The sequence below is a fragment of the Bacillus sp. UNC41MFS5 genome, assembly GCF_000686805.1.
This window is the reverse complement of record NZ_JMLP01000005.1, coordinates 87,759-112,557: the sequence shown is the minus strand read 5'-3', so window position 1 is coordinate 112,557 and position 24,799 is coordinate 87,759. Positions and strand designations below refer to the sequence as shown.

Here is a 24,799-nt window from a genome sequence, read left to right as displayed (position 1 = left end):
AAGCGTTTAAGTGAAAAAGTTTAGTGGGAGAAGAGTATGAAAAAAAATCATCAGAACTTACAAAAAGGATTATTACCAAGGCATGTCCAGTTTATGGCTTTGGCAGGTATGATTGGGACGGGAATATTTAAAGGCAGTTCCGATACATTAGCCATTGCTGGACCTAGTGTAGTCGTTGCCTATTTAATTGGCGGTCTATTACTATTTATCATAATGGCTGCCCTTGGGGAAATGGCGCTCGCTTTTCCAAACTTAAATGTCCAGCACTTAGTAAACAAAGCATTTGGATTCCAAGTTTCTTATATGGTGGGATGGCTGTACTGGATCAACTGGACTCTTGTTACGGTTGTTGAATTATTAGCAGCGGGAAGTTTTCTACAATTTTGGTTTCCTACGATACCTTTATGGCTGTTAAGTTTCCTTTGTGCAGTTGTAATCGTGGGAATCAATTTAACTCAAGTAAAAAATTATGGGGAGCTAGAATTTTGGTTTGCAGGAATTAAAATCTTTGCACTAGTGGCCTTTATTATCTTAGGCTTTTCACTCCTCTTTGGTATCATTCCTAGTTCGATTCATGATCCGCTCTCAAACTATACCGCACATGGCGGATTTTTCCCGCACGGAATGGGTGGAACGTTTAGTGCCTTTTTAGTCGTCATGTTTTCTTATGGTGGTGCGGAATTAATCGGGGTAGCTATAACCGAAACAAAGGATGCCGAGCGAGTATTGCCAAAAATTATTAAAGGTGCCGTATGGCGTGTCATGATTTTTTATATTTTACCAATTCTAATCATTTGTGGACTCATGCCTTGGGACAAAGTTACTGGTACAGACAGTCCCTTCGTTCAGGTCTTTAGTGCAACCGGGTTACCTGGCGCAGCGCATATTATGAACTTTGTCCTTTTGACTGCTGTTTTATCTGCTGCAAATTCGGGAATCTATGCGACATCAAGAACGCTATTTTCAATGGCACAAAGTGGAGTTGCTCCTAAGGTTTTAGCAAAACTCTCTGCAAAGGGAATCCCAATAACAGGAATCATGCTTACGAGTGCATGTATTCTTGGAGCTGTCTTTTTAGCCTATTTAACACCTAGTCAGGTAATCGGCTATCTTATGACCATTCCAGGTTTTACAGTCATGATGCTCTGGAGTAGCATTTGTGCAGCGCAGTTAAAACTAAGACCACTTTACAAAAATCAACCAGCGTTCCAAGTAAAATGGTTTCCATATACGACAATCTTCGCACTTGTATCTTTAAGTATTATCTTTATTGGATTTGTGTTTAATCCAAATAATATTATTGGTACATCGGTAAGCCTAGCAACAATAGGCTTGCTAATCATCCTCTCTTTTCTTGTTAGAAAAAATGGGTTGAATGAAATTACAGTTTAATATGAACAGAAAAGGCCACCAAAAAATTGGTTGGCCTTTTTTGCTTTTTCAAAATTCTCATTCCTTATTATCCGTTGGCGTATCTTGCTCATCCGACTCCACAAATAGCCTAAGGGCTGATAATTTATTTTCCCAAAATAACTCAAAATATTTGAGCCAATCTTTTAATTCATATAACGGTTCCGGCTCCAGCTTGTACCTTGTTTCCCTGCCAGCTTTCCGTTCCTTGACCAGCCCTGCCTCCGCTAATACACGAAGATGCTTAGACACGGCGGTACGGCTTATCGGGAAGTGTTCACTTATTGCCGTTACGGGCATCTCTTCTTTGCTAAGCAGTTTTAACAGCTTTCTTCTTGTTGGATCAGCGATGGCTTGAAAGACATCATGCTTTGCCGAGGAAGCTGCCATTTATGCCTCAACATATCCCTGCAATTTTTTCACAAGACCTGCCCAGCCTTGATTCATGTGTTCACGGATTGGAGTATGCGGTTGACCAAATTCAGTGACTTTATTTGCATCCCAACCGCCATGGATTAATGTTAACTCCGTTTTATCATCTAGTTCTTTTAGTTCAAATGTCAGTGTCCAATCCTTGCCCCAATTAAATGATAGACGGTTTGGAGGATCAACATGTGTTACCTTACATGGAGACATACCAAATTGCACTGCATTTAAATGAAATTCATGACCTTCAATAGGCTGAAGATCATTCGGCATGAACCAAGCACCCAAACCCTCTGCTGTCGCTACTGCATCCCATACTTTTGCAATCGGAGCATTATAAACAACCGTATACTTTATATCCTCTAATGTTGCCTGTGACTCGTTACTCATATTAATTGCCTCCTCGAATTTTGCTACGATATTTTTCATTACGAAACCATTTGGTTTCATAAAGTCACTATATAACACCATTTGGTTGCACGTCAAGCAATTTTTTAAGGCTTTTTGCATCTACGTGACTTTAATCTTGATTCTGACATGATTTAAGTCACGTAGACTCCTTCTACGTGACCTTAGTCTTAGATTCAAATTCTGTTTGGGTCACGTAGAACTGATTTACACCACTGTCTTTATATTTCTACTTCTTATCATGCTATTGAACAATATTTTTCCCATAAAAGATTTCATCCATTTCAATCTTTAACCGCTCAGTAATTTCAATATGTTCATCAGGGGTTAATGTATCCTTGGTATATCCAAATAAATAATTATTTAAATCGAATTCACGCAGTTTGCATTTCGTGTGAAAAATATGCTCCTGATAAACATTGACGTCAATCATATCGAATAGTTCGCCAACATCATCCGGAATATAATTCTGAATCGAATTGATTTCATGGTCAATAAAGAGCTTGTGCCCCGATTTATCCCGTGTAAACCCGCGCACACGATAATCAATCGTCATTACATCTGTTTCAAACGATCTGATTAAGTAATGAAGAGCTTTCAGCGGCGAAATCTCCCCGCAAGTGGAAACATCAATATCCGCTCTAAACGTACTGATACCTTCATCAGGGTGAAATTCCGGGTATGTATGAACCGTGATATGACTCTTATCTAACTGCATAACTACCGATTCTGGCAGTGGTCCTGGTGATTCTTCAAATGATTCATCTGGTGCATTCGCAACCGGCCCCTCAGAAACCAATAAAGTCACGCTCGCCCCAGCCGGTTCAAAGTCTTGGCTTGCAACATTTAAAACATGGGCACCAATGATATCTGATACATGCTTTAATATTTTTTGCAGCCTGTCCGCACTGTATTGTTCATCAATATACTTTAAATAAGCTTCACGCTCTTCCCTCGTTCTAGTAAAACAAATGTCATACATATTAAAACTTAACGATTTCGTCAAGTTATTAAAGCCGTGTAACTCTATTGCCTGCTCGTGTGTAAGTTTCATGACAGTTCCCCCTTAATATTAAGTTATCCTTTTCAAGTAAATATTATTAAGATACCCAGAAATCCGTATAGTTAATTATTTTTTTGACTTATTTATAATAATTATAATTTAATATTTACTTTTAATTGATATGTGTTATAATTAATTCAGATAAGAAATTAGGAGGAATGCTAAATGACAGTCGAACAAATAATCAACCAACAAATTGCCAACTGGAATGTACTATATACTAAATTACATCGTTTTCACTGGTATGTGAAAGGTCCTCACTTCTTTACCTTACACGCAAAATTTGAAGAATTATATGAAGAAGCAGCCGCTACAATTGATGAGTTTGCAGAACAATTATTAACGATCGGAGGCCGTCCTGTTTCTACCCTTAAAGAGTATCTTCAACTTGCAACAATTGAAGAAACAAATGAAACACTTACAGCCGAAGAAATGGTACAAGCAATTGTACATGACTTTTCTTTAATCATTGATGAGTTAAAAGTTGGGATGGAGGTCGCTGACCAAAATAATGACGAAGTCACCAGTGATATGTTTTTAGGTTTAGTCGGAACACTCAACAAACATAACTGGATGTTGCAAGCTTTTTTACAGGCTTAACCCGAAAATGAAAAAAGGACAAGGCTTATGGCTTGTCCTTTTTTCATGGGATAAAACTGATTTCTTCCAATATTAAATTTAGAAGTTCGCTGATAGAATGTGAAAATTCGCTGATTGAACTTAGAAATTCGCCGATAGAATGCGAAAATTCGCTGATTGAACCTTAAAATTCGCTGATAGAAATATTTATTCGAGAAAAAAGCTGTACCTAGTACTATAAAAAGAGAAAAAGCAGCTTCCAATGAGGCTGCTTTTTCACATATATAGCTATTTCACTTGATAATTTCGGAGTAACTCCACTTCTTCATCAGTTAGTTCTCGATATTCACCTAATTCCAGTGTCTCATCGAGTGGCAATGGACCCATCGAAATCCGCTGAAGATAGACTACTCTTTTCCCAACGGCTTCAAACATTCTTTTCACCTGATGAAATTTCCCTTCCGTGATTGTTAATTCAATGTCAGAACGGATGCCAGATTTTAAAATTTTCAATTCACCGGGCTTGGTTTCATAGCCATCATCCAAGGTAACGCCATTAGCAAACGCCTCAATATCGTCCTCAGTCACTTCACGATCAATGACCGCAAAATACGTCTTCGGAACATGCTTTTTCGGTGAAAGCAACCGGTGGGCTAATTGACCATCATTGGTGATAAGCAGCAACCCTTCTGTATCCTTATCCAATCTACCAACAGGAAACGGTTCATAAACTTGGTCCTCGAGTTCCAATAAATCGATGACTGTTTCGGTAGAACTATCTTCTGTGGCTGATAGCACACCTTGGGGCTTGTTCATCATTAAATAAATAAATTCTTTGTATTCGATAATTTCTCCGTTTAAGGTTACAGTTTGTGTGGATGGATCCACATGCTGTTTGGCATCTTTTACAACCACATCATCTACTTTAACCGCACTGCTTTTTAACAGTTGCTTAACTTCTTTTCTGCTTCCATAGCCTAGGTTTGCAAGCATTTTGTCAATTCTCAACGCTTCTCTTCCTCCCAGGTAATTTTAATTTGTTCATGATCCGATCAAGTTTATCTCCAAATAAACGGCTGGCAAGTCCTGATTTTAAGCCAAGATAAAAATAAATCCCAGCGCCCACTGCCGCACAAATAACAATCATTATAACAGATTGAATTTTTGATGCCGGAGAAAGAAATAACAATAATAGTTTGTACATTAATTCTGTGCCCACCCACATGAATCCAGCAAAGATGACAATTAACAAGCTCCTTCTCCAAACAAGTCGGAATGGATAACGGGCATATGCCTTAATAACAATAAAATTGATGAGAATGGCTGCAACATATCCAAGTGTTGTTGCCAATACTGCCCCTCTTGTTTCCATCATTTTTATTAACGGAATATTTAGAGACAGTTTAATTAATAATCCAACAAGTAAACTTAACACCGTAAATCGTTGTTCGTTGATCCCTTGTAATATGGCTGCAGTGACAGAATATAAGGAAAAAAGAATGGCTACAGGTGCGTATGCCCTTAATACTTCCGTACCAATTACATCATGCTGATAGAATGCCGTATAAACAGGTTCTGCCAATAACGAAAGACCGATAGCTGCAGGTAACGTTAAAAATAACAGGACCTGAAATGTCTGATTTAACTGTTGGTTTAGGCTTTCTCCTTCTCCCTCAACGAAGGCCCTCGTTATACTTGGTACAAGGGTTAACGAAAATCCTGTTGCCAGCGAAACTGGAATAATGACAATTTTATGGGATTCAAAGTTCAAAATAGAGAAAAAGGATTCTGCAAATTTCGCTTTCCCTATTTCTGCCATTGCCTGACTAAAGGTAAATTGATCAATAGCCTGAAATAAAGGGTTGGCAATTCCCACTAACACGAACGGAAAAGCATAAACAAGAATTTCCTTATAGATATCCTTAAGTGAGATATCAATTGTGCCCTTATCATGTAAAAGGAGTTCGTCTAAATACGGTTTTCGTTTATACCAATACCAAAATAAAACGAATAAACCGCCTATAGCGCCAATAAAGGCAGCAAACGTCGCCACACTTACAGCTGTTACCATTTTGCCATTAAAAAAATGTAAGACAGCGAAGGCCCCTAGAAGGGTAAACGCAATCCTGACAACTTGCTCCACGACTTGAGAAAGTGCAGAGGGTCCCATCGATTGGTGCCCTTGAAAGAAACCCCTAATGAGGCTCATGAATGGAACAACAATTAACGCAAAGCTTACAGCTCGCATGACCGTTGTGACACTATCTAAATTTGCCTTTTTATCACCAACACTCATTTCCGCTAATGTCGGTGCCGCAAGATACATCACTAGAAAAGCCATAACCCCTGTTAACATCATAATGACTAAACCCGATTTAAACAGCTTCCTGCCAACTGCATATTCCTCAAGAGCATTATATTTTGAAATAAATTTCGAAACGGCGAGCGGCACACCAGCTGTTGCAACGCTAATAAAAATCGTATACGGCACATAGGAAAACTGATAAAGCGTAGTCCCCTCCCGACCGACAATTTGAAAAAATGGTATAACATAAATTAAGCCAATAACCTTTGAAAGAATCGTTCCTAGCGTTAATATAAATGTTCCTCTTAAAAGCTTAGACTGCATAAAATCCCTTCCTACCCGAAGAAATACGTGCGCTTTTTCACAAAAATAAATAGACTTTTTTGCACACTATAGTAGTTTACAACTTCTTGCTCCCGGACGCTACTAACAACCAAGTGAAATTTATGAAAATATGGGCACATTCGTTTTATTTTGATGATAAATGTTTATAATGGAGTGATGGATTAATAAAAAGTTGGTGTATATATGGAATATGATGTAATTGTCATCGGCGGCGGCCCATCAGGGTTAATGGCGGCCATTGCCGCTGGTGAAAAAGGCGCAAAAGTTCTTTTAATAGATAAAGGTGACAAACTTGGCAGAAAACTAGCGATATCCGGAGGCGGACGCTGTAACGTTACCAATCGCCTGCCAATTGAAGAAATCATCAAGCACTTGCCGGGTAACGGGAAATTTTTATATAGTGCCTTTTCTATCTTTAGTAATGAAGATATTATTAAATTCTTTGAGAAATTAGGGATTGCCTTAAAGGAAGAAGATCACGGGCGGATGTTTCCAGTCAGTAATAAAGCACAGTCCGTTGTGGACGCATTACTAAATCAATTAGAAAAACTTCATGTACGAGTCTTTAAAAATAGCCCTGTCCGCGAAATAATTTATGAGGATGAGCGTGTCTCGGCTGTATCTCTTAAGGATGGTCAAACAATTTCAGCTAAATCAATTGTGATTGCTGTCGGGGGAAAGTCTGTCCCTCATACAGGTTCTACAGGTGATGGCTATGCCTGGGCCCAAAAAGCTGGTCATACCATTACTGAACTTTTTCCAACCGAGGTTCCAGTGACATCGAATGAACCATTTATAAAAAACAAAGTCCTTCAAGGGTTATCGTTAAGAGATATCGACTTAAGTGTTTTGAACCCAAAAGGAAAGCCCCTCATCTCGCATCGAATGGATATGATTTTTACACATTTTGGGCTAAGCGGTCCAGCCGTCCTTCGCTGCAGCCAGTTCGTGGTGAAAGCAATGAAAAAGTGGAAACTATCAGAAGTAACTATGAGCCTTGATGTCTTGCCTGATAAGAAAGAGGAAGAAGTTTTTCAAGAAATTCTTTCGCTCGTTAAAAGTGAGCCTAAGAAAAGCATTAAAAATACACTCAAAGGGCTCGTCCCTGAACGTTACCTTCTGTTTCTTTTAGAGCATAACGGGATTGACCCATCTGAACAAGGCAGTACTTTTTCTAATGAAAAAATTCGTAGTTTTACAAAAAGCTGCAAGCACTTTCCTATTAAAGTCAACGGCACCCTGCCACTTGAAAAAGCGTTTGTCACTGGCGGCGGTGTGTCTGTAAAAGAAATTGAACCGCAAACGATGGGATCGAAACTAATGAATGGTTTATATTTTTGCGGTGAAATCCTAGATATCCATGGGTACACAGGAGGATATAATATTACCTCTGCACTTGTAACTGGAAGATTAGCTGGAACTAATGCAGCCCTATCCGCAAAAAATAATAAGGTCTGACAAGTTGTCAGGCCTTATAAATAATCATCGCTGAAAAACAGTAAATCTGCTCCTCTTCTTCTTCCTCTGCCATTGCGGCCACATTATATTTAATATCAAGCAGACTTGTTTCATCCAGCCCTTTTAAAAAACGATTCATTTCCTTTTCCAAATCCTTCTCATGCTCCCTGTCAAACAACTTCACCTGTATCAATGTTCTCTCCCTTTCTTTTTTACTACTATTCTTACCAGTTTTCTGAATTTTAAAAATCCACTCCTCGTAAAAAGTTAAGTTTATTTTAAGTTTAAGCTTGTAAACTTCCTTTTAGAAAACTGTTTTTCATTTTAAAAGGAGAATAAACATGGATAATAAACAACGAATCTCATGGGGCGTTAGTTTTGGAAGCTTAGCATTAGTAGCCGGATTGGTCTCCTATTTTGGACTATCTAACAACAATCAAGCAGCGCTTAACCAAGGGCAAACTGCAGATAATAATTCCATTCAGCAATCACAGGATGGCTTTTCTACACAGCAGCGCTACGGACATGGACATGGTTTCGACCAATCCATGAGTGGAGATGGCTCATCGGAAACTGATGGTTCAACCAATAATTTTAATAATAATGATCAATCCTCGACAAGTAATGATCCATTCTATGGAAATAGCAATCAACAAGGGCAATTCTCAAATGAGGGCGGTCCTGGAATGGGACAACAGGGCGGCTTTGATACAACTACAGGTGGTACCTAATGGATACCTACAGCCGTTTCCGTACTGATAGTGAAACCGTTCTTATACTCGGTGAACAAGAAGGCCAAGAGTGGATAACTAGAAAAGGACTTACGGCTGTGTTGTTTTGAAATGTTTTAAGAAGCCCAAATTTCGGAATCTCAATTAACCATATACCTACTGAAGTCGATTCCTTAATGTACAGGAAATCGGCTTTTTTAATGGGAGGAGACACTTTCTTTACGTTGTTAAACCGCATTTTCCTGACGTGGTGACTCAATTTTCCCCCAGAATAAATGACAAAAATCAGCATTTGTAATATAGCACCTCCCGGACAAGCAGCATTTAATATACAGAAGTCAAAAATAAAGTAAAACAAAGGAAGGAAGATTTATATGTGTGGATCAAATCATAATAAAAGAAATTGCTGCCCGGATGCACAGATTTTACAAGAAGAAATTTGTGGTAACCTAACTGGACCAATTGGTATTGGGCCGGATTTCCCGGCTCCTTTTGCAGTATGGACTGCACCAACAACAGGGGGGAAATGATTTTATTCAAGGGACCTTTTCAGTATTCAATGCTGGACCGGGAGATATAATTTTTGCAGTAACATTTGAAGGTGGGCAAACTGCAGATATAACTGTACCAGCTGGAACTACCAGATCAGTATCAGTTATCAATCCCACTTCGCTCTGAGTTATTGTACCAGCTGGAACACGAGGCAAATTTTGCATTAACCTGTTCAAGCGTGTTTTCGCTTAATCCATCCATTCATAAAAGAAGGGAGGACAGACTCTACCGACTTATCCGGTGGTCTGCCTCCCTTTTATTTTTGTTCTTAACCCTAGAGGAATCAATTATTCTGTGTATTCCGTCTCTCCAGTCCAGGCCAGCATCCCACCAACCATATTGCGGACCTTATAACCCTGGTCCTGCAAATAATGGCAGACATTCCCGCTTCGTGCACTGGAGCGGCAGATAAAGATATACTCTTTTTCCTTGTCAAAATAGTCGAGATGATCAGGAATCTCACCCATACGGATATGCTTTGCCCCTGGGACCATCCCAAATACAACCTCATGATCTTCCCTTACATCAACCAGCTCAAGTTTTTCCCCTGCCTCAAGCTTTTTTTGTAATTCTTCTGGTGTAATCGTTTGAATTTCTTCCATCAAATCCATCCCCTTTAGGAAAAACAGCCCCAGGAAAGGGGCTGCTCTTTTTATTAATTTGCGACTATATTTACAAGCTTCCCAGGAACAGTAATAACTTTGCGGATTGTTTTTCCTTCAATTTGTTCCTTAATTTGGGCATCTTCCATTGCGATACCTTCAAGTGACTCTTTGCTTGCATCTGTTGGTACCATTAGCTTTGCTTTTACTTTCCCATTAACCTGTACGACAATCTCAACTTCGTCATCCACTAATTTTGCTTCATCATAGGCAGGCCATGCTTCGTAAGTTATCGTTTCACTGTGACCTAACTTTTCCCAAAGCTCTTCAGCAATATGCGGGCAAACAGGGGCAAGCATTTTAACGAATCCTTCAATGTACTCTTTTGGTAGGACCGTTGCTTTATAGGCATCATTAATGAATACCATCATTTGTGAAATTGCCGTATTAAATCTTAAACCTTCATAATCCTCAGTCACTTTTTTCACCGTTTGGTGGTACACTTTTTCTAAATTAGAGACTTCTTCATTTGCTTGGATCTTTGGATTTAATTCCCCATTTTCTTCAACCAATAAACGCCAGATTCGATCTAAGAAACGGCGGGAACCATCCAGTCCATTTGTCGACCAGGCAATCGAAGCATCCAGCGGCCCCATGAACATTTCATAAAGGCGAAGGGTATCAGCACCGTGGCTGCCAACGATATCGTCAGGGTTTACGACATTCCCTTTTGACTTACTCATTTTTTCATTTCCTTCGCCTAAAATCATTCCTTGGTTAAATAACTTTTGGAATGGTTCTTTGGTTGGAACAACACCAATATCAAACAAGAATTTATGCCAGAAGCGCGCATAAAGTAAATGTAAAACGGCATGTTCGGCCCCGCCAATGTATATATCAACAGGTAACCAATGATTTAATTTTTCCTCCGAAGCAAGTGCCTGATCATTTTTCGGATCAATATAACGTAAATAATACCAGCAGCTGCCAGCCCATTGAGGCATCGTATTTGTTTCACGGCGTCCCTTTTTACCTGTTTCTGGATCTATAACATTCACGAAATCTGAGATAACCGCAAGTGGCGATTCTCCAGTTCCTGATGGACGGATTTCTTTCGTTTTTGGTAACATCAGTGGAAGCTGGTCTTCAGGGACGGCTGTCATCGTACCATCTTCCCAGTGAATAATCGGAATTGGTTCTCCCCAATAACGTTGGCGGCTAAACAACCAATCACGAAGGCGGAAGGTAACTTTCTTTGTGCCGATTCCTTTTTCTTCCAACCAAGCAATCATTTTTTGAATGCCTTCAGATTTATCCGTGCCATTTAAGAATTCTGAGTTAATGTGTTCCCCATCGCCTGTGTAAGCTTCTTTTTCTATATCTCCACCCGCGACAACGGCTTTAATCGGAAGGTTAAATTCTTTTGCGAATTCAAAGTCACGCTCATCGTGAGCAGGTACCGCCATAATTGCCCCTGTACCGTAACTAACTAATACATAATCAGCAATCCAGATTGGCATTTTCTCGCCATTTGCAGGATTAATTGCATATGCTCCTGTAAATACGCCTGTTTTCTCTTTTGCAAGATCAGTACGCTCTAAATCGCTCTTTGTCTTCACTTTATCCAAATAAGCATCAACCGCAGCGCGTTGTTCAGCTGTTGTAATTTTATCAACAAATGCATGTTCAGGAGCAAGCACTGCATACGTAGCACCGAATAAGGTATCAGGGCGAGTAGTGAATACTGTGAATGTCTCTTCGTGGCCTTCGATCGAGAAAGTTACTTCCGCACCTTCTGAACGGCCGATCCAGTTGCGCTGCATTTCTTTTAGGCTTTCCGGCCAATCCAGTTCTTCTAAATCTTCAAGTAAACGGTCACCGTAAGCTGTAATTCTTAACATCCATTGCTTCATCGGACGGCGTTCAACGGGATGCCCGCCACGTTCACTTTTGCCATCTATGACCTCTTCGTTTGCAAGTACCGTTCCAAGTGCCGGACACCAGTTTACTGCAACTTCATCAATATAGGCTAAGCCTTTTTCAAATAGCTTTAAGAAAATCCATTGGGTCCATTTGTAGTATTCAGGGTCAGTGGTGTTGACTTCCCGATCCCAATCATAGGAGAATCCTAATGATTTAATTTGGCGGCGGAAAGTGTTGATGTTCTGCTCTGTAAATTCCGCAGGGTCGTTCCCCGTATCTAAGGCATACTGCTCTGCCGGTAAGCCAAACGCGTCCCAGCCCATTGGGTGAAGCACATTGTATCCCTGCATCCGCTTTAAGCGGGAAAGAATGTCGGTTGCAGTATAACCTTCAGGGTGTCCAACGTGTAGTCCTGCACCTGATGGATATGGAAACATATCTAAAGCGTAGAATTTTCTTTTATCGTATTCCTCGCTTGTTTTGAATGTTTTTTCTTCTTCCCATTTCTTTTGCCACTTCTGTTCGATGTGATTATGATCGAAACTCATACTGCTCTTCCTCCTAAAAAAAAATAAAAAACCCCCTCATCCCAAAAAGGGACGAGAGGATTGTATGTATCTTCCCGCGGTACCACCCACATTAGTGTTGTAAACACTCGCTTCATTCATCCTTAACGCGGAAAACGGCAAGCCTTACTATTCCTTCACGCTTGCAACTCAAAGGCGAGTTCATGATGTACCCGGTTGACTTCCACCAGCCGTCAACTCTCTTTCGCACGGGTATTAACCATTACTACTCCTAATCACAGTCTTTTCAATATAAACTATTACGGTTATTGTAATAAATTTTTAATGAATATGCAAGTAAGGTTAAATAATTAGGGCTTTTCCCCAAGCAAAGAGCTGTTAACTTACATTCTATATTATTAAAAAGGAATGATTTTCTTATGGGACCTACGTTTTATAGTTGGAGTAAACCATTCAAGTCTTTTTCTGATTCTAATACCGATACCAATTCTGCCTCTGATTCTGATTCTGATTCTGATTCTGGCTCTGGCTCTGATTCTGATTCTGGCTCCAGTTTATCCCCAGACCAGGAAATAAGCGAGATGGTATGTAATAATATTTGTGGGAATTTGTTATTGAGCGACCAGGTTTCAAAATTGGAGATATGGAGAAAGAGCATTGAGCAAGATGCTACTGTAACTATTACCGTATTCAATAGCGCTAGGAACTCTGCAGCCATTCAAGTTATTGTGATTAGAACTGTAGGAACTCCTCTTCAATTCACCGTTCCTCCCGGCAATACCATTTCTGCAACAATTGATGGTGCTGAATCAGTAAGAGTAGCTCGAATAGGATCAGGGATAACTGAGGGTAAATTTTGTTTGGATGTGTGTTTCCCTGTTTTTAGCGATGACAATAATTAAAATAACAAAAGATGAAATGTGTTAAAAATAGTATCCTCACTTAGTAACCTCTTGCTTTTTCGTATAACAAAAGCAAGTAAAAAGCAAAATTCCTATATTTTGGAACTTTGCTTTTTACTACATACTCCACTTTTACTCATCGTTTTGTCCACCTCACGTGTACAAACGTTAGATTTGTCCATGTATGGTGCCTGACACCATTTTTGTTTTTAAACTTCGATCGTAAAGTAATGTGGTTACGATTGCGATTAGGAATAGCCCAATCAATACTATGAATAATGCTGACATGTTATAGATGTCGACAATCATTCCACCTAATAAGGGTCCTATCATTCTTCCGCCGGTGGCTGTACTGTTGACGATCCCTTGGTAAAAGCCTTCACGGCCTTTTGGAGCTAAGTCAAAAGCGACTGTAGGTACTGCCGGCCAAATAAACATTTCACCAATTGTTAGGATAATCATCCCGACTAAAAATCCAGAGAATTCGGTTGCCTTCCCTGCGACTAAAAATGAAACCATAAAAATACCAATTCCAATGATCATTTGCAGTTTTAGTGATGCTGTAAGATGCTTTAACACACCATTTAAAAGCGGTTGACCAACGACAATTAGAGCTCCGTTTATCGACCATAATAAGCTGTATTGCGTTAAAGAGATATGGATTTCCTGTGTATAAGAGGCAATCGTTGTTTGCCATTGTACGTATGCGACCCAACACAGCAAATAACCTGTACACAAGATCAATAAGGCATAAAGATTTTTTCTGTTCTTAACAGTTGGAACATTTACATCGATCGTTGTTTGTTTTCCAGAATCAACTAAGATTCCTCTATAGCCAAATACAGCTATTAGTAAAAAGACGATATACATGACTGTATTTGCTAGGAAGATGAGCTGAAAGGAATAAGCGGCAACAATTCCGCCAAGAGATGCACCCAAGGCTACCCCAAGGTTTTGGGCCACATAAATGGCGTTAAAGGCTTTCCGCCCACCTTCTTTCCAAACCGCCCCTGCCATCGCATACATCGATGGAAAAATAATTCCAGTACCAAAACCAATGATGATTTGGAAGACAATAAATGCGGGCCAGCCATGCCAAAATGTTAAGCCGATGAGTGCTGCAAGGGTAATACTAATTCCTATTATGATAGATTTGTAGCCGCCTATTTTATCAAATAGACTGCCGCCATATAGGTTTCCAATCACACTCGCTGCTGAATTTAACATCAAAACAATCCCGGCAACCGATAGTGATTTACCCAAATGGTCGTGAATATAGATTGTATTTAGAGGCCACAGAAATGAAGAGCCTGTTACATTAACAATCATCCCAATTATTAAGAGCCATAAGGCACGTGGCATACATAAAAGCCCCTTTACATATTACAATTTCAATTACCAAGGATATATTCTATTATTTTTTCTAAATGGGTGCAATGCTTTTTGTTTTCCAGTGGGGGGGAGATATGAAGATTTGGTGTTCCTAAATTTAATAGAAAAAAGAAAACACTGTCCACATAAAAGCAACAGTGTTTTCCTGACTACAATATTAAAGGTTATTTCTTCGGTACTACTGGTACTACCGGTGCTTGCGCAGGGAAGTAGCTATTCACAGCTGCATCTTTTTTCTTCTCATTATCTTTTTCGTCGAAAACAGCCTTTTTCACTTTTTCAATTTCCTTGTCTACTTCTTCCATGTCAACACCTTTTTTAACAAGCTCCTCTGTGGCAAGCCGGACTGCTTTGTTGGATTGGACAACTGATTCTCTTAGTGAATCCATCGAACCCTGTGGATTATGGAAACCGGCAGAGTTTTCAGCTGCGATAATATCCCAAAACCATTGTCCTTTCCTAACATATTCTTGCGCTTGCTTGACTTTTTCTTGATTGACATCAGAAGTAATCATTTTATTTACATAATAGTGTGATGTTGTTGAAATGTCTTGTGCTTCGTGTAATGCACTGACATTGGCTTCTTGGATTTCAAGTACACGCTCTTTAAGTTTATCTAATTCACGGTCACCATGACATTGACCGCAAGAAGTTTGCATTGTTTTAAGTGGTGAAGTCCACCAGTGTGAGGTGATTTTTCTTTTTCCATCGACACGCTCATATGGCATATGGCAGTCAGCACAGGAAACATTCGCTTTACCGTGCGTACCTGATGAATGTGTTTCATATTCGGGGTGCTGCGACTTTAACATCGATGTCCCAGAAATATTACTAATCCAGTCTTTTTCAAAACCCTTTTCTTTAGCAATGGTGCTGTAATACTCATACATTTCTTCTGGTTTAAATCCTTTTGTCCACGGGAATGTTACTTCACTATTATCGGCTGCAAAATAATATTCCACATGACATTGTCCACAAACATAACTGCGCATATCGTTCTTTGTTGGATTGGATGTATCTACACCTTTCGCTTCCAATGCCTTATAGAAACTTGGACGAGTCACACGCAAATCCATTGTTTTTGGATCATGACAATCGGAACAGCCGATTGGGGAATGACCCATCGCTTCACCCTTTGGCCAAATATCTTTATTAAAATTAGCCCCCCAATAGCTGTCGCCCATTTCTTCAATCATTTTTGGAACAGCTGTTGATTTACAAGTATAACAAGAACCAACCGATTTATCTGTAATCCGTTTAACGCTGCGAATATCTTCTAAAGCGTATGTATGTCCACGCTCCTCATTATACTCGGTCGCAAATCCATATCCGTTGAAAAGGATGGGTAACAATGGCTCTTTATCTGCCTCATACTTACTGCGCTTTACAGAGCCCCCGTAAGTAGTATCTTCCATCTTTTCATTCTTTTTGTAACTATTATATTGAAGTGGAAATAAGTCCTTAAACGCTTCATTGCTAATTTCATCGGCTGAGAGTCCTGTAGTCTTCTTTCCTGCAGCAGAGGCTGTTTTCTCACTGGATTCGTTGCTGCACCCAGTAATCATCAAAACAATTGCTAGCAGGAGAAGATATGCCCCATATCGATACCTTCCCATTTCTAAAATCCTCCCTTATTTTCTAATAACTCTCCTGAAACAGGTGGCTTATTATAACTATCATCTTTAAAGCCTTTCCCGTGTGGTACTGTTTTGTGACAGGATATACACTTTTCCTTTGCATCATGAGATACATTCCTTAGCGTACTCTTGTGACAAGAACTACAGTTGTCATTCATGATTTTTTCGGTGCGATCGGTGGCCTCAATCACATCCGGAATCTTCTTTGTTCCGAGTGTGTTGAAATAAATATGTGTCATCCCTGCGCGGCCTTTAAAAAATAATTTCCCCACTTCACTTTTATGTGGCAGATGGCAGTCATTACACTGTAAATCCGAGTGCGTAGAATCCATAAATGACTTATGTACGGATTTCATCGTATGACAGTTTTGACAAAAACCAGGAGAATCTAAATAGGCCATTGTTTTTACAGTTGAAAAAGATAAAAACACACCAATCAGAAGTGCCAATACAATTAAAAACTTTTTGTCCATTTTCAGAAATTTTTTAACCATTCCTTCACCTCCCATAGAATTTCTCTTCTCTCTTTTTATATAGTTAAAGTACATTTCTGTACCTTAATCCCAATGAATCACCTTTTTCTCTTCCTTATCAAAAATGTTATTGCACCCACTGAGAGGACTCCAATCCCACTAATTGCTCCAATTGCAACATTGGTTGGTTTATAATCCGTCGTCTTTTCACTGGTTTTTGCATTCATCAGTTCAGATGTGGGTTTGGATTCGCTGCGTATGTAGGATAGGGTAAAGTTTTTTACCTCACCAGCTTTTACATCTTGAAAAAAATAGGAATGGGTATTTTCCTTACCGCCATGTTTCTGTTTTTCTGCAGGTGCAGGTGTAAGCGTGACATTTTTTGCCCCAGATGGCTCAGTAAAGGTTACATTCACCAAGTCAATATCGGCAAAACTTTTAAATTGGTACTGAAGAGATTTCACATCTTTTTTTACATGGATGCTGTCTGAAAAAAACTCAATCACAAATTTATAACGTTCGTTAGGTGCAATTACTTCACTTGTTGTCCAGGAGATGGTCCCTTTTTCAGGATCATTTATGTATTCAATTTCATAAGTCTTGCTAAAATCACTTGAGTAATCTGCAACATAGCCAATCCGAAAATCCTTATCTTTCATTGGAAGTGGAATTTCGATTCTTCCTGTTAGTGGCTGGTTCGAGTTGTTAACCATTGAACCTTGATATCCAATTAATAGTGGTACATGATCCTTCTGGTGTTCGTTTGGATGGTAGGCAAATTCGGGCATTACTTGAATGGATAGCTCTTCCATTCTTAGAATATTTGTATCTTCAGCGAAACTATGTGATGGGCATAAAAAGGTAAGGAATGTGCTGACAATCAATAGGTACTTTTTCATTCAATTTCTCCTTTATTAGATGTAGATTAAAATGTGAACTCGTTCACATAATAGTCAAAAAAAGGTGTTAGACGAACATTTCTTCCTTGATTTATCTAACATAGATTAGAGGATTATGAGCTGAAATTTCTTATCCATATCTTATTTAAACCATGAGTTGAAAGCGCAAACTGTGACGTACGTCACATATAAATTAACACTTGTTACCAAACTGTGAACGGGGTTTTCCTTCTATTTTCAAGGTGTTTTTAATGTAAAATTGTTATTCCAAGTGATTTTTTGCACTTTTTTATGTATTTTTCGAAAAATTAATTTACAAAAAAAGAACCCCTCAAATGAAAAAAATTGAGGGATTCTTCCTTGTTTTATGAGGACTGGCCTTTTTCTTGGTGGAATTTGGATTTTACTGGCTGCCCACCTGATTTTTCATAATTCTTCTTCGCTTGCTTAACAAGATCGAAATCTTGTCCAAGTTCTAAATCTTGATTATTTATTCCATTTCGTGTTTTCTGTTCAGGGTTTTGTTGCTTAGAACGCTTTTTCAAAGGTTTTCCCCCTCTAAAATCATGGTATTCTGAAGCTGTTGCAGCTGGAGTCTCATTCTATGGAGCTGTTCACGTTGCTGCGAGTTAGCACTAATTGCCATTTTAGCAATATCTTGATAAGTATCTTCAAGCTGCTGTAATGCTTGTGCGTAATTATCATCATTATAATGCTCTTGGAGACTGCTTTGTTTGTATTGTTCTTCGGCAAAGCGAATCGTATCCTCAACCTGCTGCATTAAATTGTCCATTGAGTCGCGAGTAGCCATCTAAGAACCCCCTTCTGAAATAACTGGAATCCCCTTGTTAGAAGCACAATGCTTCATTTCTTATTTTGTTCTCCATTTTCTTTCCTATAACATAAACAATTGAATAATTATTACCAGCCAGTTCCGTAAATAATTACATTTGGATTAGCTAGCCACATCATGATAAAATTGATGTTATGCGCTTTTTATTTTTTATAAGGAGGTTTTCTGATTGGTTCAGATGAGACCTTTTATATATGCTTCTGATGATAAACGTTACCATACTTGGAATTACCACTTGCGCCAAGAATTTGGCCATAAGGTCTTTAAAGTCGCACTGGATGGCGGCTTTGATTGTCCAAACCGGGATGGATCGGTTGCACACGGTGGCTGTACGTTTTGTAGTGCCTCAGGATCTGGTGATTTCGCAGGAAATCGAGTCGAGTCCCTAGAAACTCAATTCAATGACATTAAAGAAAAAATGCACACGAAATGGAAAGATGGCAAATACATGGCATATTTTCAGGCATTTACAAATACCCATGCACCGGTAGATGTTTTACGTGAAAAATTTGAATCCGTCCTTAAGGAGGACGGTGTTGTAGGTTTATCGATTGCCACACGTCCTGACTGTCTGCCCGATGATGTGGTCGAGTATTTAGCGGAACTAAATGAACGAACCTACTTATGGGTTGAGCTTGGTCTTCAGACTGTTCATGAACGCACAGCCTTACTCATCAATCGTGCCCATGATTTTCAATGTTATAAAGATGGGGTTAATAAGCTAAGAAAGCACGGAATTCGTATCTGCTCCCATATTATTAACGGATTACCACTTGAGAACTATGACATGATGATGGAAACTGCTCGTGAAGTGGCCAAATTAGATGTTCAGGGGATAAAAATTCATTTGCTCCATTTGTTAAAAGGAACACCCATGGTCAAGCAATATGAAAAAGGAATGCTCGAGTTTATGTCCCAAGATGACTATGTAAAATTAGTATGTGACCAATTAGAGATTTTACCACCCGAAATGATTGTTCACCGGATTACAGGTGATGGACCAATTGATTTAATGGTTGGACCGATGTGGAGTGTGAACAAGTGGGAAGTCTTAAATGCCATTGATGCGGACCTGAAGGAACGAGACAGCTGGCAGGGGAAATTTTATCAAGGTCAATTGGTGAAGTAATCATGAAAATAGACAAGATTCTTCCGTTTGCGAAAAATCTCCTCAAAAAAGCGGTTCATCCTGGCGATGTCGTAATTGATGCGACAGTCGGAAATGGCTATGATACAGTTTTCTTGGCAGAACTTGTTGGAGCCTCAGGCCACGTATTTGGATTTGATATTCAAGAGGAAGCAATTGCCTCAAGCAAGGAACGTTTAACCAAGAAGGGCCTGTCGGAGCAAGTTACACTTTATCAATCAGGGCACGAACACCTATCCCAAATGATTCCTAACATCTGCCAAGGGAATATAAAGGGGGCAATATTTAACTTAGGATATCTGCCTGGCAGTGATAAAACGATTGTAACTCGACCTGAAACAACGGTCGCTGCCCTTCAACAACTATTGGAAATGATTGCTCCTGAAGGAATCATCGTTCTCGTTATTTATCATGGCCACAAAGGCGGGGCCGAAGAACGTGTTTCCCTGCTTGATTATTGCCAAAAAATTGACCAAAAAACCGCACATGTGCTTCAATATCAATTTATCAATCAACAAAACAGTCCAGCTTTTATTATTGCAATCGAGAAAATATAAAAACCAGGCCAAAAAATTGGCCTGGTTTTATTTTGAAATTAACCTTGTGACAAAAGCGGGGACTGATTTTTGCACTGAACGGTAGGCAAGACCATTGAAATAGAAGAAATAGCTAATCCAACCGCCCGTTTTAATCATACCTTTGGCTAATTTCCGCACATTTTTCTGTTTGCGAACCTTGGTATCCGATAAATAAATACCCAACAGACCGCGGTTAATCAAACGATGGAAATTTTTGTGGGGAAGAAATTCCGTGTGCCGATCTGCTTCTCTAACAAAATGGTTCAACCGCTGAAACAACGTTTCCTCATTACGATAGTAGGTACAAAAGTTTAAGTCTCCCCCTATAAGGTCTTCTTCTTGATCAATAAAATAATCTAAAAGAATATGTAAGCCCTGAATATATGGAAAGTATCCATTTCGAATATTATCCGCATCACTCAACTGAAAATCATCACGATGAGCATAGGACACTAGGCAAAAAATACCCAAGGTAGAACCCGAACAAGCTGAAAATTCATACCACTCCATATCAGGTAAGTGGGGTTGGTTTTTTTGAAACCATTTTTCAAGACGTGGGACACGCTCCTCAGGGATGACATGTTTGTGAATTTGCAGTTCACAATAGTACTGGCATAATTCAAGTAAATAATCTTTAATTTCTTCATAATTCTTAATATCTCTTAGGACAGAGCGGCAGGTTTCCGATAAATCATATAAATAATTATCATCGTCCTGGTCTTCGCGGAGCCGGTAATAATTTTTCTTATCTGCCTTAAGGACGAGCGCATCTGCCATGGATTCATGGAGCGCTGCAAAATCCTCAGGATCCAGTGAGGTAGACCTGTCACAAAGATTATCCAAATAATCACTAATCGTTTGATAAGCAACGATAAATTTTATCGCTTTTTTATAATCCTCTTTTGCAGTTAGTGCAAGGATAGCTCCTCCCTCGCAATGAAACGTTTTATGATTGATACTTGCAAGGGCTTGAGTCCTCAGTTCCTTGTTCGGGATTTTTTCTGCACGGCTTTTCCAATAAGCCAATTCTTTGTGTACTGCTGGGAGTATTTTGCTGTATACCCTCGACATAAGGGTGATTGGCATCATTAAAACCGACAACCTTTCTAAACAATATAACCGATTGCTTTTAATTGACTATAAACAAAATCCTTTGCATATTCAAATACCTCTTCCCGCTCCGGTTCATTAAAAATTTCATGGTAGCATTTCGGCCATTCCTTGAATCTTTTTTCTGAAAGCGGGACGTGATTAAACCATTCTTTTACAGTGCTTTTATTGACAATTTTATCATCTCCAGCCTGCATGACAAGCATGGGGATATCTTGTGTTTTTTCAAGTGCCTGAAAGGCCTCTTTCATGGCACTCACTAATTCCCGATACCATCGAACCGATACTTTGGTTATATAAAGGGTATCATTCGAATCCGCTTCACGGACCTCTTCGTTTTTTGTTGCCATTTGGACCGATAATCCAGAATTTATCCGAAGTGAAGGAAAAACCACATTCAGACCATGCGATAGAATATCAAGAATTTTAGACGGGGTATGAACTAACCCTAAACACGGCGATGAGAGGATTACTCCAGCGACATTCAGCCTCTCTTCCTGTAACAGTCGGATGGAAATTAATCCTCCCATACTGTGACCAAGTAAGAATACTGGTAAATTATAGCGGTAGGCCGCCTGAATCCAATCCTTTACTTCAAAGATATAATCATCGAAGGAAGAAATATGACCGCGGTTAGCCCTTGTCGTCATCCCCTGGCCCGGAAGGTCTGCCATAATCACATGGAATCCGGCTGAACGCCACATTTCGATTAGCCAGCCATAACGGCGATGATGTTCCATCGCACCATGGACCATCACAATGACTGCCTTAGCTTCCCCTTCTGCTTCCCACTTCCACATAGTTTTCCCCCCTAGAGTAGTTATAACCAATTAGTGAATAGATTTCCAATGCACCCAAAATTCACTAATTCAAAAAAGACGAATTATTTTTAATCGCCTCCTACTTCCGATAAAATAATATCATCATGGAAAAGGAGCGAGAAGAATGATCTATCCTTATAAAGATAAGTATCCTCACATAGCGGATACTGCTTATATTGCCGACTATGTGACAATTACTGGTGATGTTGTAATTGGCGATGAATCAAGTGTCTGGTTTAATACTGTCATTAGAGGGGATGTAGCCCCAACCATTATTGGTAAGAAAGTAAATATCCAAGATAATTCTATCTTACACCAAAGTCCCAATAACCCGCTAATTTTAGAGGATGAAGTGACCATTGGACACCAGGTAATTTTACACAGTTGTATCATTAGAAAAAAAGCACTCATCGGAATGGGATCGATTATCCTTGATAATGCTGAAATTGGAGAAGGTGCATTTATTGGTGCCGGCAGTCTGGTTCCCCAAGGGAAAAAGATCCCGCCTAATACCTTAGCATTTGGCAGACCTGCAAAAGTTATTAGAGAATTAACACCTGACGACATTAAAGATATGGTAAGAATCTCTAAAGAATATGCGGAGAAGGGACAATATTATAAGTCCATTCAACCTTAAACTCAAAAAATAAAGCACCCAAGAAATTTGGGTGCTTTATTTTTAATTTTTCGATGTTTGCAATGCTTTTTCTAATGCATAATCTCTCTGAAAGGAATAGACATCTTCCACATACACTTGATGCCATACCATAAACATTAGTACAGTCCAGATTTTTCTGCTGTTATCTGCCTTGCCTTGGCAGTGATCTTCAAGCAACTGAAGAACATAGGATTTATTAATCAAATGATCTGTATTGCTTTCACGGATAATTGTTTTGGCCCAATCGTTCATTTCATCCTTCAACCAGTGACGGATTGGAACAGGGAAACCTAGTTTCTTTCGGTCAAGGACATGGGCAGGCACGACGCCTTCTGCTGCTTTACGCAAGATATACTTCGTTGTCCCATGAGCTGTTTTCAGGCTAGTTGGAATTTTGGATGCCACTTCGAAGACAGCTTTATCAAGGAATGGAACACGAAGTTCTAATGAATGAGCCATGGTCATCTTATCGGCCTTCAGTAAAATATCACCGCGCATCCAAGTATGAATATCAATATACTGCATTCGATCAACCGGATCGTAGCCTCGCGATTCCGCGTAAAGAGGCTTCGTAATATCCTTATAATCTAATCCTTCACGATAGACATTTAATAGTTCGCGTTTCTCTTCTTCCATAAACATTTTTGCATTACCGATATAGCGTTCTTCCATCGGCGTTACACCACGTTCGATAAAGCTTTTTCCTCTCATTCCTTCAGGCATCATACCCGCAATCCCTTTTAAAAGCACTTTTCCTGCTCTTGGGATTTTATTAAATACCTCTAATGACTGAGGTTCACGATAAATATTATAGCCGCCAAATAATTCATCTGCACCTTCACCAGACAGAACAACGGTTACGTGCTTTCTTGCCTCACGAGCAACAAAATAAAGAGGTACGCAGGCTGGGTCTGCTAGCGGGTCATCCATATGCCACATGATTTTTGGAATTTCATTCATGTATTCCTGCGGGGAAATCACATAACTGATATTTTCAACACCAAGCTTTTCTGCGGTCTCTTTGGCGACATCAATTTCACTGAAGCCATTATGCTCAAAGCCAACCGAGAAGGTTTTAATGGCAGGATGATATTCTTTGGCAATCGATGCAATGATCGAAGAATCTATTCCGCCTGATAGGAACGAACCAACTGGAACATCACTGCGCATATGCATTTTGACTGAATCAAAGAGGACATCTTTAATTTCTTTTATAAAATCAGGCTCTGATTTTTGAACAGGTTTAAAATGTGCTTTCCAATATCTTTTGATTTCCATTGGAGAGCCAATTTTTTTGGTAAAATAATGACCTGGTTCTAATTTCTTAATTCCATCAGACAAAGTGGTTGGCTCCGGAACAAATTGATAGGTTAAATAATGCTGCAAGGAATCATAATTGAGCACATCATTTTCAAGGCCTAACAAAATACTCTTTTTCTCTGAAGCAAAAAACGTTCTGTCCCCATCTTCAAAATAAAAGAACGGTTTAATTCCAAAAGGATCGCGTGCCCCATAAAGGCTTTGCTCTTGTTTATCCCAGATAACGAAAGAGAACATTCCACGCAGTTTTTCAACGGCTTTTTCCTTTAAATGACTGTAAAGGGCAATAATAACCTCCGTATCAGAACTTGTTGCAAACGTTAATCCTTCAGCTAATAGTTCTTCACGCAGCTCAACATAGTTATAAACTTCACCGTTAAAGATAATCCAGTAGCGTTCATTTTCATAGGTTAACGGTTGATGACCGCTCTCAATATCAATGATACTTAAACGTCGGAATCCAAATTGAATATGATCATCATAATAAAAACCATCATCATCTGGTCCACGATGAGTGATAATATCGTTCATATTTTTAAATTGTTGTTTTTGTACTTCACTATAGTTTTGTGTTGTATCGTGTACACAACCTATAAAGCCACACATTATGTACCTCACCTCTTCTAAATATCCTATTATAAGGATGTAATCCAAAAAACATACCCTCTAATACTACCACT

27 protein-coding genes and 1 other annotated feature are annotated in these 24,799 nt (G+C 39.3%); of the genes, 9 read left to right on the top strand and 18 right to left on the bottom strand.

Features of this window, described 5'->3' with window-relative positions; all coding sequences use genetic code 11:
- Positions 1 to 36: 36 nt before the first annotated feature.
- Positions 37 to 1,392, top strand: coding sequence for an amino acid permease (locus tag BR30_RS0100630; RefSeq protein WP_026563262.1), 1,356 nt, complete (start codon positions 37 to 39; stop codon positions 1,390 to 1,392).
- Positions 1,393 to 1,449: 57 nt separating this feature from the next.
- Here the strand turns inward: BR30_RS0100630 and BR30_RS0100625 are convergent, their stop codons facing one another.
- From BR30_RS0100625 to speD, 3 genes are all read right to left on the bottom strand, one after another.
- Complete coding sequence (locus BR30_RS0100625; protein ID WP_026563261.1) at positions 1,450 to 1,800, bottom strand: ArsR/SmtB family transcription factor; 351 nt, start codon at positions 1,798 to 1,800, stop codon at positions 1,450 to 1,452.
- Entirely contained in the window at positions 1,801 to 2,226 is a 426-nt protein-coding gene (locus BR30_RS0100620; protein ID WP_026563260.1) for an SRPBCC family protein, read from the bottom strand.
- A gap of 262 nt (positions 2,227 to 2,488) precedes the next feature.
- The gene (speD, locus tag BR30_RS0100615; RefSeq protein ID WP_026563259.1) at positions 2,489 to 3,298 is read right to left on the bottom strand and encodes an adenosylmethionine decarboxylase; all 810 of its coding nucleotides are present in this window, start codon (positions 3,296 to 3,298) and stop codon (positions 2,489 to 2,491) included.
- A 174-nt stretch (positions 3,299 to 3,472) separates the two neighbouring features.
- Here speD and BR30_RS0100610 point away from each other — a divergent pair, with 174 nt between their 5' ends.
- On the top strand, positions 3,473 to 3,907 hold the full coding sequence (locus BR30_RS0100610; protein ID WP_026563258.1) for a Dps family protein: 435 nt from the start codon (positions 3,473 to 3,475) through the stop codon (positions 3,905 to 3,907).
- Positions 3,908 to 4,174: 267 nt separating this feature from the next.
- Here BR30_RS0100610 and BR30_RS0100605 read toward each other — a convergent pair whose 3' ends face one another.
- Entirely contained in the window at positions 4,175 to 4,894 is a 720-nt protein-coding gene (locus tag BR30_RS0100605) for a 16S rRNA pseudouridine(516) synthase (protein ID WP_026563257.1), read from the bottom strand.
- On the bottom strand, positions 4,884 to 6,515 hold the full coding sequence (locus BR30_RS0100600; RefSeq protein ID WP_026563256.1) for a putative polysaccharide biosynthesis protein: 1,632 nt from the start codon (positions 6,513 to 6,515) through the stop codon (positions 4,884 to 4,886). Before BR30_RS0100600 ends, BR30_RS0100605 begins: the two co-directional genes overlap by 11 nt.
- A gap of 204 nt (positions 6,516 to 6,719) precedes the next feature.
- On the opposite strand from BR30_RS0100600, the gene BR30_RS0100595 reads away from it, so the two are divergent.
- Entirely contained in the window at positions 6,720 to 7,994 is a 1,275-nt protein-coding gene (locus tag BR30_RS0100595) for a BaiN/RdsA family NAD(P)/FAD-dependent oxidoreductase (protein ID WP_026563255.1), read from the top strand.
- Positions 7,995 to 8,001: 7 nt separating this feature from the next.
- Here the strand turns inward: BR30_RS0100595 and BR30_RS0100590 are convergent, their stop codons facing one another.
- Positions 8,002 to 8,187 carry a sporulation protein Cse60 gene (locus BR30_RS0100590; protein WP_026563254.1) on the bottom strand — a complete coding sequence of 62 codons (186 nt, stop codon included), beginning with the start codon at positions 8,185 to 8,187 and terminating at the stop codon, positions 8,002 to 8,004.
- 148 nt (positions 8,188 to 8,335) lie between these two features.
- Between BR30_RS0100590 and BR30_RS0100585 the strand changes: the two genes are divergently transcribed.
- Both BR30_RS0100585 and BR30_RS36430 read left to right on the top strand, forming a co-directional pair.
- Positions 8,336 to 8,725: a hypothetical protein gene (locus BR30_RS0100585; RefSeq protein WP_026563253.1), complete on the top strand. Its 390-nt coding sequence runs from the start codon at positions 8,336 to 8,338 to the stop codon at positions 8,723 to 8,725.
- Positions 8,726 to 9,099: 374 nt separating this feature from the next.
- Complete coding sequence (locus BR30_RS36430) at positions 9,100 to 9,255, top strand: hypothetical protein (RefSeq protein ID WP_155928398.1); 156 nt, start codon at positions 9,100 to 9,102, stop codon at positions 9,253 to 9,255.
- Positions 9,256 to 9,564: 309 nt separating this feature from the next.
- Here BR30_RS36430 and BR30_RS0100570 read toward each other — a convergent pair whose 3' ends face one another.
- From BR30_RS0100570 to BR30_RS37600, 3 genes are all read right to left on the bottom strand, one after another.
- Positions 9,565 to 9,879, bottom strand: coding sequence for a rhodanese-like domain-containing protein (locus BR30_RS0100570; RefSeq protein WP_026563252.1), 315 nt, complete (start codon positions 9,877 to 9,879; stop codon positions 9,565 to 9,567).
- A 53-nt stretch (positions 9,880 to 9,932) separates the two neighbouring features.
- On the bottom strand, positions 9,933 to 12,350 hold the full coding sequence (gene leuS / locus BR30_RS0100565; protein WP_026563251.1) for a leucine--tRNA ligase: 2,418 nt from the start codon (positions 12,348 to 12,350) through the stop codon (positions 9,933 to 9,935).
- A gap of 44 nt (positions 12,351 to 12,394) precedes the next feature.
- Positions 12,395 to 12,617: a binding site (T-box leader), on the bottom strand.
- A gap of 145 nt (positions 12,618 to 12,762) precedes the next feature.
- On the bottom strand, positions 12,763 to 13,047 hold the full coding sequence (locus BR30_RS37600; RefSeq protein ID WP_231507600.1) for a hypothetical protein: 285 nt from the start codon (positions 13,045 to 13,047) through the stop codon (positions 12,763 to 12,765).
- Between BR30_RS37600 and BR30_RS38770 the strand changes: the two genes are divergently transcribed.
- Entirely contained in the window at positions 12,938 to 13,231 is a 294-nt protein-coding gene (locus tag BR30_RS38770; RefSeq protein WP_442852954.1) for an S-Ena type endospore appendage, read from the top strand. The two genes, BR30_RS37600 and BR30_RS38770, sit on opposite strands and share 110 nt — an antisense overlap.
- A 168-nt stretch (positions 13,232 to 13,399) precedes the next feature.
- On the opposite strand, the gene BR30_RS0100555 is transcribed toward BR30_RS38770, so the two are convergent.
- The 6 genes from BR30_RS0100555 to BR30_RS0100530 form a co-directional block, all read right to left on the bottom strand.
- A complete protein-coding gene (locus BR30_RS0100555) occupies positions 13,400 to 14,593 on the bottom strand; it encodes an MDR family MFS transporter (RefSeq protein WP_026563250.1) in 1,194 nt (397 codons plus the stop codon).
- 194 nt (positions 14,594 to 14,787) lie between these two features.
- Complete coding sequence (locus tag BR30_RS0100550; protein WP_026563249.1) at positions 14,788 to 16,239, bottom strand: ammonia-forming cytochrome c nitrite reductase subunit c552; 1,452 nt, start codon at positions 16,237 to 16,239, stop codon at positions 14,788 to 14,790.
- A 2-nt stretch (positions 16,240 to 16,241) separates the two neighbouring features.
- Positions 16,242 to 16,754 carry a NapC/NirT family cytochrome c gene (locus BR30_RS0100545; protein WP_026563248.1) on the bottom strand — a complete coding sequence of 171 codons (513 nt, stop codon included), beginning with the start codon at positions 16,752 to 16,754 and terminating at the stop codon, positions 16,242 to 16,244.
- 77 nt (positions 16,755 to 16,831) lie between these two features.
- Positions 16,832 to 17,632 (bottom strand): hypothetical protein, encoded by an 801-nt coding sequence (locus tag BR30_RS0100540; RefSeq protein ID WP_026563247.1) that lies wholly within the window; start codon positions 17,630 to 17,632, stop codon positions 16,832 to 16,834.
- A gap of 365 nt (positions 17,633 to 17,997) precedes the next feature.
- Positions 17,998 to 18,177, bottom strand: a complete 180-nt coding sequence (locus tag BR30_RS0100535; RefSeq protein ID WP_026563246.1) for a hypothetical protein — start codon at positions 18,175 to 18,177, stop codon at positions 17,998 to 18,000.
- Positions 18,174 to 18,443 (bottom strand): YtzC family protein, encoded by a 270-nt coding sequence (locus BR30_RS0100530; RefSeq protein WP_026563245.1) that lies wholly within the window; start codon positions 18,441 to 18,443, stop codon positions 18,174 to 18,176. The genes BR30_RS0100535 and BR30_RS0100530 overlap by 4 nt, the downstream gene beginning before the upstream one ends.
- A 211-nt stretch (positions 18,444 to 18,654) precedes the next feature.
- Between BR30_RS0100530 and BR30_RS0100525 the strand changes: the two genes are divergently transcribed.
- The gene (locus BR30_RS0100525) at positions 18,655 to 19,614 is read left to right on the top strand and encodes a tRNA modification radical SAM protein MnmL/YtqA (protein WP_026563244.1); all 960 of its coding nucleotides are present in this window, start codon (positions 18,655 to 18,657) and stop codon (positions 19,612 to 19,614) included.
- Positions 19,615 to 19,616: 2 nt separating this feature from the next.
- Entirely contained in the window at positions 19,617 to 20,189 is a 573-nt protein-coding gene (locus BR30_RS0100520; RefSeq protein WP_026563243.1) for a tRNA 5-(aminomethyl)-2-thiouridylate-methyltransferase MnmM, read from the top strand.
- A 27-nt stretch (positions 20,190 to 20,216) separates the two neighbouring features.
- Here the strand turns inward: BR30_RS0100520 and BR30_RS0100515 are convergent, their stop codons facing one another.
- Together BR30_RS0100515 and BR30_RS0100510 are read right to left on the bottom strand one after the other, a co-directional pair.
- Positions 20,217 to 21,311, bottom strand: a complete 1,095-nt coding sequence (locus BR30_RS0100515) for a tetraprenyl-beta-curcumene synthase family protein (protein ID WP_026563242.1) — start codon at positions 21,309 to 21,311, stop codon at positions 20,217 to 20,219.
- Positions 21,312 to 21,316: 5 nt separating this feature from the next.
- Positions 21,317 to 22,120: an alpha/beta hydrolase gene (locus tag BR30_RS0100510; protein WP_026563241.1), complete on the bottom strand. Its 804-nt coding sequence runs from the start codon at positions 22,118 to 22,120 to the stop codon at positions 21,317 to 21,319.
- Between the two features lie 145 nt (positions 22,121 to 22,265).
- Between BR30_RS0100510 and BR30_RS0100505 the strand changes: the two genes are divergently transcribed.
- Positions 22,266 to 22,778, top strand: a complete 513-nt coding sequence (locus BR30_RS0100505; protein WP_026563240.1) for a gamma carbonic anhydrase — start codon at positions 22,266 to 22,268, stop codon at positions 22,776 to 22,778.
- 42 nt (positions 22,779 to 22,820) lie between these two features.
- On the opposite strand, the gene asnB is transcribed toward BR30_RS0100505, so the two are convergent.
- Positions 22,821 to 24,725: an asparagine synthase (glutamine-hydrolyzing) gene (gene asnB, locus BR30_RS0100500; RefSeq protein WP_026563239.1), complete on the bottom strand. Its 1,905-nt coding sequence runs from the start codon at positions 24,723 to 24,725 to the stop codon at positions 22,821 to 22,823.
- Between the last annotated feature and the right edge of the window lie 74 nt (positions 24,726 to 24,799).